The organism is Ruegeria sp. BG7, from assembly GCF_056535685.1.
This window is the reverse complement of sequence record NZ_JBQFIU010000001.1, coordinates 1,126,379-1,140,295: the sequence shown is the minus strand read 5'-3', so window position 1 is coordinate 1,140,295 and position 13,917 is coordinate 1,126,379. Positions and strand designations below refer to the sequence as shown.

Genomic DNA, 13,917 nt, shown 5'->3' with positions numbered 1-13,917 from the left:
TTTGGCCAGATGAACAAGGGGGCATGACTCGGGCGCGTTCTGCGCTACACTTGGATTATGCGCTGGTTGGTTGCGGCATTGATGGTGATTTCGGGCGGGGCTTTAGCGCAGGAGCGGCGGCCGAGCCATTGCATTGCTATCGCAGATGCAGCGCCGGGTATTGAATACCTTCACAAAGCGGCTTGGCAGGATCCAGTGCCGGAATTTTCCGTGCGGATCAGCTACATCGCGCACGCGTCGTTTCTGATCCAGACGCGGGGTGGGTTGAATGCCGTCACGGATTTTACAGGGTTCATCGGCAGCGCAGATTTGATCCCCGATGTTGTGACGATGAACCATGCCCACAGCACCCATTGGACCGCCCACCCCGACCCGGCGATCCCGAATGTTCTGCCGGGATGGGGAGAGTTCGGGCAGGGCATTGAGCATCATCTTGATCTGGGTGAGATGCTTGTGAGGAATGTTTCGACCGATATCCGGTCAGCCTATGGCGGGGTCGAGGAGCGCGGGAACTCGATCTTTGTATTCGAGGTTGAGGGTTTGTGTATTGGTCATCTGGGTCATCTGCATCATGTGCCATCAGACGAACAGTTTGCCGCTTTGGGGCGGCTGGATGTGGTCATGGCTGCGGTTGATGGGGGGACCACGATGCCCTTGCCGGATATGATCTCGGTTTTGAAGCGGCTGAAGAGTTCGGTGATTATTCCGATGCATTGGTTCTCGGGGTTCTCGCTGGATCGGTTTCTGGTCGATATTCGTGATACATTTCCAGTTGACCGCCAGGGGGTGTCAGAACTCACCGTTTCCCTCAGGGATCTGCCAGACAGGCCGACGGTAATTGTTCTGGAGCCGCAATATCTGATTGATCTGGAATAGGGCTTGCCGCAGCCGCGTTACTTGGGCATTGAAAACGTATGAGTTTGAACCCCGCCGATGCCCGTTTTGCTGCGCTGATCCGTTCGACATTGGGCGAAGATATCCTGCGCCCCGTAGAAGATCGGTATCTGGAAGAACCGCGCGGGCGGTTCGCTGGCCAGATCGGTGTGTTGGCTGTTCCCCGAAACACCGAAGAGGTTGCCGCGTTGGTGCGGTTGGCTGCAGAGGAGCGGGTGCCGGTTGTCCCTTATGGCGGCGGCACAGGTCTGGTAGGCGGGCAGGTGATCTCAGACGGCCCGCCACCTTTGCTGATCTCTTTGGAGCGCATGACAGCTATTCGGTCTGTGTTTCCGACTGAAAACATTCTGATCGCCGAAGCCGGTGCCATTCTGCAAGACGTTCAAGTGGCGGCTGAGGAAGTGGATCGGCTGTTTCCACTGTCATTGGCGGCGCAGGGGTCCTGCCGGATCGGGGGCAATCTGTCGACCAATGCCGGGGGCGTCAACGTACTCCGCTACGGCAACGCGCGCGATCTGTGTCTGGGGCTTGAGGCGGTGCTGCCCAATGGCGAGATTTGGCATGGGCTCAGCCGCTTGCGGAAGGACAACACCGGCTACGACCTGCGCGATCTTCTAATCGGGGCCGAGGGCACATTGGGCATCATCACGGCCGCGTCCCTCAAGCTGTTTCCAAAGCCTGCAGTTCAGGGCACGGCCATGTTTCAGGTGGCTTCACCTGAAGCGGCCATTGACCTGCTGGCGCTGGCACGGGATCAGGTGGGCGAGACTGTCAGCACTTTTGAACTGATCCACCGGCAAGGGTTTGATTTCCTGTCAGAGGTTCTTCCAGACGTCCGCCGACCGTTCAGTACACGGCCAGAGTGGTGCGTATTGATCGAGCTGGGTCTGGCCGCTGGTCAATCATCTTCAGATGCTTTGGAGACTCTCTATGTTGCCGCCGAAGATCGTGGGCAAGTTCTGGACGGAGTGATTGCGCAAAGCGAAGCCCAACGTGCCGATCTTTGGGCGGTACGCGAACGCATCCCCGAGGCCAATCGGCTGATTGGTTCGGTTTCGAGCCACGATATTTCGGTTCCGATTTCCAGAATTCCTGACTTCATTCGCGAAGGTGGAAAGATGATCGCTGAACTTGGCCCGTACCGGATCAATTGCTTTGGGCACCTTGGGGATGGCAACCTGCATTACAATGTATTTCCACCCAATGGGCACAGCCGATCAGAATTTGAAGATCAACGCGGTGTCATCAAACAAGCGGTGCATGATCTGGTTGACGCCTATGACGGCTCGGTCAGTGCGGAACATGGGGTGGGGCGTCTGAAGACCGACGATCTGGAGCGTTATGGCGATCCGGTCAAGCTGAGTGCGATGCGGGCCATCAAGGCAGCTTTGGATCCGCAGGGTATCATGAACCCCGGTGCGGTTCTGAAAGTGTGAACACGGCCCACATCAGGGGCCGTGCCCGACGATTTCTTTACGACGCAGGCAGGATCACCTTGTCGATCACATGGATCACGCCGTTCTTGGTTTCGATGTCGGCCTGAACGACGTTCGCGTCATTGACCATAACACCAGAGTCCAGATCGATTGTGATATCGCCGCCCTGTACGGTTGCGGCGGTCATGTCGTCGCTTAGATCACCTGACATGACCTTACCTGGCACAACATGATAGGTCAGGATGGCAACCAGTTGATCCTTGTTTTCAGGCTTCAGCAGGTTTTCAACAGTGCCTTCAGGCAAAGCCGCGAACGCGTCGTCGGTTGGGGCAAACACTGTGAACGGACCTTCGCCTTTCAGCGTGTCCACCAGTTCGGCGGCCTGCACAGCGGCAACAAGTGTTTCAAAGCTGCCAGCGGCAACAGCTGTGTCAACGATGTCTTTGCCGTGACCATCGGCCAAAGCAGTTGTGCTGAACAGGATTGAGGCGACACCAGCGGCGGCGAATTTGCGGAACATATGCTAATCTCCCTAGGTTGGAATGCTTCAAGCAGCATCACCCGAGTTACGCGGTAGCCTCACAGCAAGATCACTTGTTTTGTTCCAACTTGCGACTTGATCAACAAACAAGCCGCGCTAAGCCAGCGCGGCTTTTGGTTTCCAGTCACGTTTTTGTGAAGTTCTTTCGATCAGAGCCCTTCAAATTCGCACAGAACGTGCACATCCATGCCCATGTCTTCAAGAACTTTACGGCCTCCCAACTCTGGAAGGTCGATGATGAAGGCGCATGAGATTATTTCGCCGCCAAGCCGCTCGATCAGCTTGATACCGGCCGCCGCCGTGCCGCCTGTGGCCAGCAGATCATCGACCACCAGTATCTTTTCGCCGGGTTGGATGGCATCGTCGTGGAGTTCGACAATCGCCTCACCGTATTCAAGCTTGTAGTCTTGGCTGATTGTGGTTCCGGGCAGTTTGCCTTTTTTGCGGATCGGCACAAAGCCAACGCTTAGCTGATGTGCAATCGCACCGCCCAGGATAAATCCCCGCGCTTCAAGCCCGACCACCTTGTCGATCCGCTCACCGGCGTATGGGTGCAGCATCTGGTCGATAGCCATCCGAAACCCGCGCGGGTCGGCAAAAAGGGTTGTTACATCGCGAAACATGATCCCTTCGTGGGGGAAATCGACGATGGTTCGGATGTAATCTTTGACAGTTTTATTTCTGGACATGGGCCAACCCTTTTAGCGTCAAAACACGCAAGGCTGTTTGGCCCATCATAGGGCACCATGCAAGGTGCCATTCCGGCGCACTGTCAGGAGCGGCGGGTCACAATAGCTTTCGGCAGGCTTTTGTAGCGGTACAGCGTGGCGGGCAACCAAGACAGGTGCGGTTTGCGCCAATTGCGTTGATCTCGCAATAGAAATGCCTGAGCAGTATGAAGGTTCATTGCCATATTCCTTTTATTGTTGTTAAGTGCCCGATAACGACAATCACTATGCTATGTATATACAATGCATCGCCTAAAATTGCAAGATGATGTTGGGGACAGTGCGCGTGGCTAAGAAAGACGGCAAGGGATCGACCAAGAAAAACAGTCAACTGGTCCTGCGCTTGGACAAGGATGAGCGCGACGCTTTTGTCGAACTGTGCAAAGAGCTGGACACGTCAGCCGCGCGCGAAATCCGCCGGTTTATTCGCGGTTTCATGAAAGAACACGCCGAGGACTAAGCGCGCCTCAGGCCGGGCGGCGCAGAACAGCCGTCGCGACCCCCATTCCGATCAAAGTCAGCCCACCAAATCGCGTCATTGCTGTAATAACGCTGGCACGGCCAATTACGCGCCGCAGCCGGTCGGCCAGCAGCGCATAAGCCAACGCGTTCAGCCAAGCCAGACCCACAAATGTCGCGATCAGGATGACGAATTGGGGGCCCAGCGGATCGGCTGGACGCAGGAACTGCGGAACAAAGGCGATGAAAAAGGCGATGGATTTCGGGTTCAGTGCGGTCACCGCAGCGGCGTGCCCAAACACGTTGCGTGCCGTTACATCGTTGTCGGTATCGACCGCGTTCAGCCCGCCGGACGGTGCGCTTCGCAGCAGTTTGATCCCAAGCCAGACCAGATAGGCTGCCCCGATCCACTTTAGCACTGAAAACAAGGTGGCGGATGCCAGCACCAGCGCGCCCAACCCCAACAGTGAGGCGGTCATCGCGATAAGATCCCCCACCGCGACTCCGGTTGCCGAGGCCACAGCAACGCTGCGGCCCTTGGACAGCGCATAGCTAAGCACAAGCAACACGGTCGGGCCGGGGATCAGCAGCAAAGCGGTGGACGCGGCGACAAAAGCCAGCCAGAGTTCAAGCGACATGGGGTCTCCTGTAAAGGTGTCGTCACACCAAGCCCTTGTATGATGCCAACGTCAAGTCTCTGCCTTGATCGTTTGGCTGTTTTTGAGGCGGCAAGATCAAGCACCTGTGCGTTTCTCGCATCTGAATCGCAAAGCTGATGGATTTAAGCAGTGTGGCAACGGCTTGAAGTTTAGATGAAGCTTTGCTCATTCATCTTGAAACGGTCCTGAACCTCCCCAGACTAAAGGAAATAACTTCGCAGGAGGCAAAGGTGCAGATCCAAAGTGCAGATACTAATACGTTGAGGCGGATCAATCGCATCAAACGGTTGCTGCTTGGCCTCTTGCTGGCCGGGGGCGTCGTGTATGGGGTCATCGTCGGATACATGTACTTCAACCAGCAATCGCTGCTTTACAAGCCAGACGGTGAATTGCCTGATCCAGCCTCGGTTTCTTTGGCGGATATCGATGTGCGTTCAATGCCTATGTCCGATGGTACGGTTCTGACGGCTTGGGCCGCGCCGGCAGCCGTCGAAGGTGCCCCGACCGTATTGTTTTTTCATGGCCAGAGCGGCAATCTGAGCGATCGCGCGGATCGGTTCCGAGAGATACTGAACAGCGGCTACGGGCTACTAGCGCCCAGCTATCGCGGCTTTCCAGGCAGTGCAGGCGCGCCGTCCCAAGCGGGTTTGATCTCGGACGGATTAGAGTTGTTTGACCAATTGCGCAGCGCCGGAGAGCAAGTTGTTCTACACGGCCAAAGCCTTGGTACAGGAGTGGCTGCGGCGGTTGCAGCGCAACGGCCCGAGGCCGAGATGCTGGTGCTGGAAGCGCCGTTTACAGCGACCGTGGATGTGGCAGCTGAACGTTACCCTTGGTTGCCCGTATCGGCACTGATGCGCGACCAGTTCGCCACCCGAGACATCATAGACGCTATCGAGGTGCCGACATTGATCTTCCACGGTACCGACGATCAGACCGTTCCCGTACATCACGGAGAACGCCTTGCCGACATGGGCGGCGAAGGGGTGGAGTTCTTCTCGGTTCAAGACGGAACCCACAATGACTTGTGGTCACATGGTCTGTGGCAAACTGTTCAGGACCGTTTGCCACAAAGGTAACGTCAGAGAATGCGTCCTGCCACTGCGTCCAGCTTGGCCAACAGCGCAGGGTTGCGTTTTTCAGGGGCAGTCAGGATCGCGTATTCCAAGGCCCTGTCACAGCCATGCGGGCAAGGTTCACGTTCAGCCCCCAGTAACGCGGGCAGCCCCTTGACCAATGCGCGACCCTTGTCAGCGTTGCCGGTCAGCGTTGCGATGATGGCGGTCACGTCAACCTCACCATGGTCCGGGTGCCAGCTGTCATAATCCGTGACCATCGCGACCGAGGCGTAACAAAGCTCGGCTTCGCGGGCGAGTTTGGCTTCGGGCATGTTGGTCATGCCAATCACATCACAGCCCCATTGCTCGCGATACATCTTGGATTCTGCGAGGGATGAGAACTGAGGCCCCTCCATCGCCAGATAGGTGCCGCCACGAAGGATATTGATGCCCGCGGCTTTCCCTGCTGTTTCGCAGGCGTCTGACAGGCGCGGACAAGTCGGATGCGCCACGCTGACATGAGCCACACAGCCACTTCCGAAAAAGCTCTTATCCCGTGCAAAAGTCCGGTCGATGAACTGATCGACAATCACGAAGTCGCCGGGTGCCATATGCTCGCGAAGCGATCCACAGGCTGAAACCGAGATCACGTCCGTCACGCCCAGCCGCTTTAACGCGTCGATATTGGCGCGATAGGGCACATCGGTTGGCGAATGCACGTGGCCGCGCCCATGACGCGGCAGAAAGGCCATATCGACACCGTCTAATGAACCGGTCAGGATCTGGTCCGATGGCGTTCCCCATGGACTCTCAACCTCGACCAATTCCGCATTTTCCAGCCCGTCGATCTCATAGATGCCTGATCCGCCAATAACGGCAATCTTGGTTTGGGTCACAGTCCTGCTCCACGTATTGAATTGCTGTCGGATTTGTGCGGGCTGGGGGTGCTTTTGACAAGGGGTCTAATCCTGTTTCGGCAGCAGGTTACGCAGATGAGACTGTGTCTTGAAATCAGCCCAGGCTGTGCCGAACGTGTCCAGTGGCCAGGTTAAGTTCTGCGGTTGCCCATGCCTGTCACGAAATACAAAGCGATACTCGTCCCCGGCCAGCAAGGCATCTAACAGGTCTTCGGCACGCTGATCTTCGAAGGTGCAGCCAAGCCCGATCAGGCAACCGGGACGCCGCGTGCGCCAGATGGTTTCATTACCCTTGTCGATGCGAAACCCGGACGGATTGAAAAGGGTGCCGGGTTCCATCCCGAATTCCACCTTGAAGCCTTGGGCCTCTGGCGTGATGAAAACGAACTGTGCCGCAAATTTCGGTCTTTGCGAAAACACCTCTGCCCGTCGGATGTAACACCGCTGCTTCAACGCCCCGTGTTCTTCGCGTTCGTCGCAGATCGAATTCCATATCCCGAAAATCTCATGGTGGGTGACCCGCCAATTCCCGGCCGTGTCGTTACCTTCCAGATCCTGGGCCAAAGCGGGCAGGGCTGAGACGAGAAAGAGCATGATCCAACGCATGACCACACTGTTGGTTGGTGAACCGTAGACCTGCAAGTCACGTTGCCGCGAGGCCGAGGTATGCATCAAGCACATGGCTGCATCCCGCTTGATGCGGTAGCTCAACACCCTTGTGTCCGCTACATAGGCGCCTTCGCGCGAACATAAAACCCTATAGGACTGACCAATGCCCCGAGCCTTGCTGGCAAGTTTTGCCAACCGCGTTGCCATGCCCGATCTGCGCTGGGTGCCTGATGAGGGGTTGACCTTCTCTCGCCTGCGGATCGAACTCTTGTCCGGCCTGACCGTGGCCCTTGCGTTGGTGCCCGAGGCTGTGGCTTTTGCCTTTGTCGCAGGCGTGCACCCGCTGGTTGGTCTCTATGCGGCGTTCCTGGTTGGCCTGATCACGGCACTGATCGGCGGGCGGCCCGGTATGATCTCGGGCGCGACCGGCGCTCTGGCGGTTGTCATGGTGGCGCTGGTGGCCGAACACGGGGTCGAATACCTTTTCGCGACCGTTGTTCTTATGGGAATTCTCCAAGTCATAGCCGGGGCGATGCATTGGGGGCGCTTTATCCGTCTGGTGCCGCACCCGGTGATGCTGGGCTTTGTGAACGGTTTGGCCATCGTGATCTTTCTGGCCCAGATGGGGCAGTTCAAAGTGCCCGGAACCATGGAAAACACCGGCCATGGCATGAGCGGAGGGGAATGGCTGTCGGGAATGCAGCTTTACACCATGTTGGGTCTTGTGGCGCTGACAATGGCGGTGATCTGGGTCATGCCACGTGTCACGCGCATCATTCCTGCGCCTCTGGCCGGAATTCTGGTGGTCGCGGCTCTGGTTATCGGCCTGGGACTGGACGTGCCACGCGTTGGCGATCTTGCCTCGATCGAAGGCGGTCTCCCTGCGTTCCACATCCCGATGGTGCCGCTGAACTGGGAAACGTTCGAAATCATTCTGCCTTATGCTGTCATTCTGGCGGCCATTGGTCTGATCGAATCCCTGCTGACCCTGAACCTTGTGGGCGAGATCACCGGAAAACGCGGTGGCGCGTCTCAGGAATGCATCGCGCAGGGCGCATCGAATATCGTGACCGGGTTCTTTGGCGGCATGGGCGGCTGCGCAATGATTGGTCAGTCGATGATCAACGTGAAATCCGGCGGCCGAACTCGTATCGCCGGTATCGCGGCAGCGCTGTTCCTGCTGGTCTTTATCCTGTTTGCCTCGCCCCTGATCGAACAAATCCCGCTGGCCGCTTTGGTCGGTGTGATGTTCATGGTGGTGATCGGCACCTTTGCGTGGAACTCGTTCAAGATCATGCGCAAGGTCCCCATGACAGATGCTTTTGTCATCGTTCTGGTGACCGTCGTGACCGTGATGGAGGACCTTGCGGTTGCCGTTGTGGTCGGCGTCATCGTCTCGGCCCTGGCTTATGCCTGGAACAACGCCAAACGCATTCACGCGGTCACGCGCGACTCTGAGACCGAAAAGGGCGCAAAGGTCTACGAAATTCAAGGACCGCTGTTCTTTGGGTCTTCTGATGGTTTCATCGAACTGTTCGACGTCCCGAACGACCCTGAAACCGTGATCGTCGATTTTGCAGAAAGCCGGGTCGTGGATCAGTCTGCTTTGCAGGCCATCGAAAACATCGCTGCTAAATACGAAGCTGCGGGAAAACGTGTCATGCTGCGCCACCTGAGCCGCGATTGTCATAAGCTGTTGAACAAGGCAGGACACCTGATGGTCGACAGCGATGACGACCCGGATTACGAACTGGCGGTCGACTATTCCGTCCGCACCGGTATTCTTGGCGGGCACTAAGTTCGAAAAGCGGCTTTACAGGCCGCCTTTTTTCACGAAGCCATTTGTTCCAGCAGTTCGATATTGCCCGACAGTAGTGCTTCCTCGGCCTCAGATATCCTATCGGCAGGCCAATCCCACCATTTTAAGGCAAGCAATCGATCAATGGTGTCTTGGTCAAACCTGAATCGACGCACCTCGGCTGGATTACCTGTAACGACCGCATAAGGTGGGATCGTACCACGTACGACAGAGCCTGCTCCGACTATTGTGCCGTCGCCAATTTTTGCCCCCGGCATGATCAAAGCACCATAGGCGATCCAAACGTCGTTTCCGATCACAGTGTCACGCGTGTCCGGCTGATATTCCAACAGCTTTGCAGGATCGAAAACCGGGAACGGGAAGCACGTCGCTCCATCCATGGCGTGGTTGGCCGATGACGTGATGAACCGAACGCCGTGGGCGATTTGACAGAACTTACCAATCACAAGACGTTCGCGCGAAGACGGATAAAGATATGGGGCCAAGCGAGAGGCCCAATCCGTTGGCGCTTCGAAATCAGACGCATAGCTGTAATCGCCCGCCTGAAAGCGAGGGTGATCGATGGCTTGATTGAGGAGCACCGTCCCCAGGTGTTCGGTTCCGTCAGGCAGGGTCACCGGGTAGCGGTGAGAGGCTTTGGGTAGGGGCATCAATCATCTGGCCTTGATAGGCTGAACAACTCGGACACAACGGCATAGTCCCGGTATCCAAGCCGTGCCAGCGGTTGAAACGATGTCACATCAAACTTACCGTCCCGGATGTGATCATCGTGCAGATGCACGCCGATTACTTCGCCAAATACAACCCGATTGGCTTCACCGGGTAGAGTGACGATCTGGGTGAGCTTGCATTCCAGTGCAGCGGGTGCCCCTGCAATCCGGGAACATGGAATCGTTTCGCATTCGACGGGTGACAACCCGGCATGTTCAAACTCATCAACGTCTTTCGGCAGACCGGCCGAACTGGCGTTCATCGCGTCCCGATGAGCATGGGCCACCACGTTTACACAGAAAACGCCGGTCGCTTCGATATTGGCGATGCTGTCCTTGCCTCCGTTCTGATCGTGCTTGGTGCCGGTTGTGGCGAACATCACTTGCGGTGGCGTGTAGGCGACGCCATTGAAAAAGGAATAAGGTGCCAGATTGTTGATCCCATTTGCATCCCGGGTTGAAATCCAGCCGATCGGGCGCGGTGTGATAATGGCGTTGAACGGGTTGTGCGGCAGGCCGTGGCCGTCTTCGGGGCGATAGAACATCTGATCTCCAAGCGTTTGCCCAAGGCGTACCGAAGTGCTAGGGCGAATTCCAGCAAGGAAAAGAGGGCAGGGTGCAGCAATTCGGGATCAGGCCGGAAGAGCCGGACGATTGGTGGGAGGTTGAGGCCCTCTATGACCTGTGCTTTGCGCCGGGTCGTGAGGCTTTGTCGTCTTATCGATTGCGCGATGACGTGCCGCCGGTCACGGGGCTGTCTTTGGTCGCGCGGGATGGTCAGGGCATTCTGGCCGGTGCAATCCGGTTCTGGCCCGTTCATGTCGGCGATCACGATGCGTTACTGTTGGGGCCCGTCGCCGTACACCCTACTCATCAGGGCGAGGGGCTGGGCGGGTATCTGATCCACGCAGGTGTTGAGGCGGGGCGCACGCGCGGGTGGCAGCGTGTCATGCTGGTGGGTGATGAACCCTATTACAAACGGTTCGGATTCGCGCGTTTGAGTGGGGTCGAGATGCCGCCGCCCACCAATCCTGACAGGGTTTTGGGATTGGAATTGAAACCCGGCGTCTGGTCCGGGGTAGTGGGTGCAGTTACCCGTTGGAGCCGCTGACCTATTGAATCCACGCCGCGCAACGCCGATGTTTATGGGCAGGAGGGCGTAGATGCAGAACGTGGTTCTTGTTGAAAACGTGGATGCCGAGGCCGAACTGGATCGTCTGGCGGATCACTACCGATCTGCCGGTGGTGCTGGTGTGAAACTCTTGAACAAGCTGGGCGGATCAGCCGAGTCTTTGCTGGAGCAGTTGCCGGAACCGGTGCGGCATGGCTTGACCGGAGCAACCGAGCAGGCTTTGTGGCTGGCGATGCACGCCGCGCAAGGTTCACGGCGCGCCGTTCCCGATCAGAAACCCTGGGTGAATACCGCTGTCACGACGGCCATGGGTGCGGCTGGCGGGCTGGGTGGGGTTTCGACAGCTTTGATGGAATTACCCGCAACAACCGCTATGCTGCTACGCGCCATTCAAGGGGCTGCGGCGCGCGAAGGCTTTGACCCTACAGCAGAGAACGTGAAATTCGACTGTGTGCGGGTTCTGTCCGCCTCGGGGCCGCTTTCCCATGACGATGGTGCGGATCTTGGCTTTTTCTCGGTTCGCTTGACCCTGACGGGGCCCGCTATGCAGCGCCTGATTGCAGCAGTTGCACCGCGCTTTTCGATTGTGTTGGGCCAAAAGCTGGCGGCCCAGTCCGTACCCGTACTCGGAGCCTTAGCCGGCGGTGGGACGAACTATGTCTACACGCGGTACTACCAGCAGATTGCACGCGTACATTTTGGATTGAGACGTCTGGCAATCGACGCTGATATTCCCCACGACGAACTGGTGCGGCAGCTTTCGGCCCGAATGTAATTTTCCCGTCAAACCCGCGCCTGACTTGGCGATGAACACATTATATGGTATCTTGTAGCATGCCTTACACCAAATGGGTTCGTTTTGATCCTATGTGCGAAAGGGCTGAATTTTGACCTAAGGAACCGCCAGGTCATGAAACAAACGCTGCTGCGTCTTGAAGATCTTAACGCTGCGGAACAGCCCGTTTTGCAGCAGGCCGCTGCACTGTGTTACCGGATCAAGAACAACCGGCCCGAGGTGTTGCTGATCACAACACGCAAGGCGCAGCATTGGATTATTCCCAAAGGCTGGTTCATCCCGGGTTTGTCCCCGGCTGAAACGGCCTTGCAGGAGGCGTGGGAAGAAGCAGGAGTCTCCGGTCAAAGCAGCGGGGTTCGACAGGGGCAGTTTCTTCATCACAAACACCAGCCGAATCGACCGCCCGTGTTGATTCTGGTGGATGTGTTCCCGGTTCACGTGCGGTCCATTTCGCAGGAATTCCCGGAACAAGGGATGCGCAAGCGCAAGTGGTACCCGCTCAAAAAGGCAGCTCTTAAGGTGCATTCACCCGGACTGTCCAATCTGTTACGAGACTTTAAGCCATACGCACATTAAGATCAGGCCCGAGAGGCTTGCTATTGTCATTTTGGTCGGTATCTATTCGCCAATCGATTTTTTGGACTGAACATGATTCAATACGCGTTGAAATGCAGTGAAGGCCACACGTTCGACAGTTGGTTCCAATCCGCCGAAGCCTACGACAAACTGGCTGCGGCAGGGATGGTAACCTGCGCGGTCTGCGGATGTGAGCGGGTTGAAAAGGCGATCATGACGCCACGCGTTCGTCCGGCGCGAAACGCGCAACCGAAACTTCAGCCAGCGCCTGCTGCGGAAGAGAAAATCGATGTTGCCACCCCGTCGCCGGAAATTGAGAAGGTTTTGGCCGAGATGCGGCGGCATGTCGAAGAAAACTCGGATTACGTAGGCAAGGATTTTGCCAGCGAGGCGCGCAAGATCCATCTGGGCGAGGCCCCGGATCGCGCCATATACGGAGAGGCCAAGCCAGACGAGGCCAAATCGCTTATCGAAGATGGCGTGCCGGTCGCTCCGTTGCCCTTTGTCCCCAGCAGAAAGACGAACTGACACATGCACGTCGTGATCACCGGCGCCAATCGCGGCATCGGACGCGCTCTGTCTCAGCGCTACAGCGACAGGGGCGAAGCTGTTACCGGAACGTCGCGCGACGACAGCGCGCAATTGCGTCTGGACGTAACGGATCCGGTGCAGCAAGCGGCAATGGCTGAACGGTTGAAGGATCAGCCCATTGACCTTTTGATCTGCAATGCAGGCGTGTATCTGGACAAGGGCCACACGATCAACGACTACCCGGTCGACATGTGGGCGCAAAGCTTTGCGACCAACGTTACCGGAGTGTTCCTGACCATTCAGGCCCTATTGCCCAATCTTCGCGCGTCAGGCGGCAAGGTGGCGATCCTGTCGTCGCAAATGGCCTCGCATACCCGCGCGCCGGGTGGCAGCTATATTTACCGCGCGTCCAAGGCGGCGGTGTTGAACTTGGGTCGCAACCTGGCGACAGACCTCAAGCAAGACGGTATTGCCGTTGGTATCTATCACCCGGGCTGGGTTCAAACCGATATGGGCGGTGTCGCGGCTGACATTCATGTCGACCAGGCCGTGTCCGGCCTGATGGACCGTTTTGATGACTTGTCACTGTCCACCTCAGGTTGTTTTGAAACCTATGACGGGCAGCCGCACGCTTACTGAGCAACCAGTGCGGCCTTGGGGATCTCGTAGACCTCGCCTGGATCGATATAGATCACCATCAGATCGCCACGCGTTTCATAAGACATTTTCGAGGTTGAGCTGCTGGATTCAGGTACGCCATCTTTGAAATAAATATTGCGCACTTGTCCGCCGCCCAAACCGACTGCAAGCGTTATTGTGCCGTCATCGTGGCGGCGCAGCTCTGCATTACAGCTTTGCAGCGGATCACCTGCATTGGCTGCGCAGGGCACAGTCCCCAATGCGTTCTGGCCATCAGTCCCCGCGACGCTTGCGACTTGGGCCAGGGCAGGCGATGAAAGGAGAGCAACTGCAAGGGCTAGGCGAAACATGTAGAACCTCTTGATTTGGTTGTTGTCCTTAGGCTGACACCACGCCCTTACAAAGTAAAGCGG

At 57.1% G+C, this 13,917-nt stretch carries 18 protein-coding genes; 10 read left to right on the top strand and 8 right to left on the bottom strand.

Annotated elements, in window-relative coordinates:
- Nucleotides 1–57 precede the first annotated feature (57 nt).
- Entirely contained in the window at nt 58–876 is an 819-nt protein-coding gene (locus ACR3EH_RS05645; protein WP_171186857.1) for an MBL fold metallo-hydrolase, read from the top strand.
- Nucleotides 877–914: 38 nt separating this feature from the next.
- Nucleotides 915–2,330, top strand: coding sequence for an FAD-binding oxidoreductase (locus ACR3EH_RS05640; RefSeq protein ID WP_171186855.1), 1,416 nt, complete (start codon nt 915–917; stop codon nt 2,328–2,330).
- Between the two features lie 37 nt (nt 2,331–2,367).
- On the opposite strand, the gene ACR3EH_RS05635 is transcribed toward ACR3EH_RS05640, so the two are convergent.
- Nucleotides 2,368–2,850 (bottom strand): fasciclin domain-containing protein, encoded by a 483-nt coding sequence (locus ACR3EH_RS05635; RefSeq protein WP_171186853.1) that lies wholly within the window; start codon nt 2,848–2,850, stop codon nt 2,368–2,370.
- A gap of 170 nt (nt 2,851–3,020) precedes the next feature.
- Nucleotides 3,021–3,560 carry an adenine phosphoribosyltransferase gene (locus ACR3EH_RS05630; protein WP_171186851.1) on the bottom strand — a complete coding sequence of 180 codons (540 nt, stop codon included), beginning with the start codon at nt 3,558–3,560 and terminating at the stop codon, nt 3,021–3,023.
- A 325-nt stretch (nt 3,561–3,885) separates the two neighbouring features.
- On the opposite strand from ACR3EH_RS05630, the gene ACR3EH_RS05625 reads away from it, so the two are divergent.
- On the top strand, nt 3,886–4,059 hold the full coding sequence (locus ACR3EH_RS05625; RefSeq protein ID WP_170384937.1) for a hypothetical protein: 174 nt from the start codon (nt 3,886–3,888) through the stop codon (nt 4,057–4,059).
- A 7-nt stretch (nt 4,060–4,066) separates the two neighbouring features.
- On the opposite strand, the gene ACR3EH_RS05620 is transcribed toward ACR3EH_RS05625, so the two are convergent.
- Nucleotides 4,067–4,696 carry a LysE family translocator gene (locus ACR3EH_RS05620; RefSeq protein WP_171186849.1) on the bottom strand — a complete coding sequence of 210 codons (630 nt, stop codon included), beginning with the start codon at nt 4,694–4,696 and terminating at the stop codon, nt 4,067–4,069.
- 251 nt (nt 4,697–4,947) lie between these two features.
- On the opposite strand from ACR3EH_RS05620, the gene ACR3EH_RS05615 reads away from it, so the two are divergent.
- Nucleotides 4,948–5,796, top strand: coding sequence for an alpha/beta hydrolase (locus tag ACR3EH_RS05615; RefSeq protein ID WP_171186847.1), 849 nt, complete (start codon nt 4,948–4,950; stop codon nt 5,794–5,796).
- Nucleotides 5,797–5,798: 2 nt separating this feature from the next.
- On the opposite strand, the gene ACR3EH_RS05610 is transcribed toward ACR3EH_RS05615, so the two are convergent.
- Both ACR3EH_RS05610 and ACR3EH_RS05605 read right to left on the bottom strand, forming a co-directional pair.
- Complete coding sequence (locus ACR3EH_RS05610; protein ID WP_171676060.1) at nt 5,799–6,671, bottom strand: S-methyl-5'-thioadenosine phosphorylase; 873 nt, start codon at nt 6,669–6,671, stop codon at nt 5,799–5,801.
- Between the two features lie 66 nt (nt 6,672–6,737).
- The gene (locus tag ACR3EH_RS05605) at nt 6,738–7,403 is read right to left on the bottom strand and encodes an invasion associated locus B family protein (RefSeq protein WP_253762086.1); all 666 of its coding nucleotides are present in this window, start codon (nt 7,401–7,403) and stop codon (nt 6,738–6,740) included.
- 61 nt (nt 7,404–7,464) lie between these two features.
- Between ACR3EH_RS05605 and ACR3EH_RS05600 the strand changes: the two genes are divergently transcribed.
- Entirely contained in the window at nt 7,465–9,099 is a 1,635-nt protein-coding gene (locus ACR3EH_RS05600; protein ID WP_171647542.1) for a SulP family inorganic anion transporter, read from the top strand.
- A gap of 32 nt (nt 9,100–9,131) precedes the next feature.
- On the opposite strand, the gene ACR3EH_RS05595 is transcribed toward ACR3EH_RS05600, so the two are convergent.
- Nucleotides 9,132–9,770 carry a CatB-related O-acetyltransferase gene (locus ACR3EH_RS05595; RefSeq protein ID WP_171186841.1) on the bottom strand — a complete coding sequence of 213 codons (639 nt, stop codon included), beginning with the start codon at nt 9,768–9,770 and terminating at the stop codon, nt 9,132–9,134.
- Nucleotides 9,770–10,375 (bottom strand): flavin reductase family protein, encoded by a 606-nt coding sequence (locus ACR3EH_RS05590; protein WP_171186839.1) that lies wholly within the window; start codon nt 10,373–10,375, stop codon nt 9,770–9,772. Before ACR3EH_RS05590 ends, ACR3EH_RS05595 begins: the two co-directional genes overlap by 1 nt.
- A gap of 71 nt (nt 10,376–10,446) precedes the next feature.
- On the opposite strand from ACR3EH_RS05590, the gene ACR3EH_RS05585 reads away from it, so the two are divergent.
- From ACR3EH_RS05585 to ACR3EH_RS05565, 5 genes are all read left to right on the top strand, one after another.
- Nucleotides 10,447–10,941 carry a GNAT family N-acetyltransferase gene (locus ACR3EH_RS05585; RefSeq protein ID WP_171186837.1) on the top strand — a complete coding sequence of 165 codons (495 nt, stop codon included), beginning with the start codon at nt 10,447–10,449 and terminating at the stop codon, nt 10,939–10,941.
- 52 nt (nt 10,942–10,993) lie between these two features.
- Nucleotides 10,994–11,737 carry an EcsC family protein gene (locus ACR3EH_RS05580; RefSeq protein WP_171186836.1) on the top strand — a complete coding sequence of 248 codons (744 nt, stop codon included), beginning with the start codon at nt 10,994–10,996 and terminating at the stop codon, nt 11,735–11,737.
- A 135-nt stretch (nt 11,738–11,872) separates the two neighbouring features.
- Nucleotides 11,873–12,334: an NUDIX hydrolase gene (locus tag ACR3EH_RS05575; protein WP_171186834.1), complete on the top strand. Its 462-nt coding sequence runs from the start codon at nt 11,873–11,875 to the stop codon at nt 12,332–12,334.
- Nucleotides 12,335–12,406: 72 nt separating this feature from the next.
- Nucleotides 12,407–12,862, top strand: coding sequence for a DUF1178 family protein (locus ACR3EH_RS05570; protein ID WP_171186832.1), 456 nt, complete (start codon nt 12,407–12,409; stop codon nt 12,860–12,862).
- Between the two features lie 3 nt (nt 12,863–12,865).
- Nucleotides 12,866–13,504 carry an SDR family oxidoreductase gene (locus ACR3EH_RS05565; protein ID WP_171186830.1) on the top strand — a complete coding sequence of 213 codons (639 nt, stop codon included), beginning with the start codon at nt 12,866–12,868 and terminating at the stop codon, nt 13,502–13,504.
- On the opposite strand, the gene ACR3EH_RS05560 is transcribed toward ACR3EH_RS05565, so the two are convergent.
- Nucleotides 13,498–13,854, bottom strand: a complete 357-nt coding sequence (locus ACR3EH_RS05560; RefSeq protein WP_171094110.1) for a hypothetical protein — start codon at nt 13,852–13,854, stop codon at nt 13,498–13,500. The genes ACR3EH_RS05565 and ACR3EH_RS05560 overlap by 7 nt on opposite strands.
- Between the last annotated feature and the right edge of the window lie 63 nt (nt 13,855–13,917).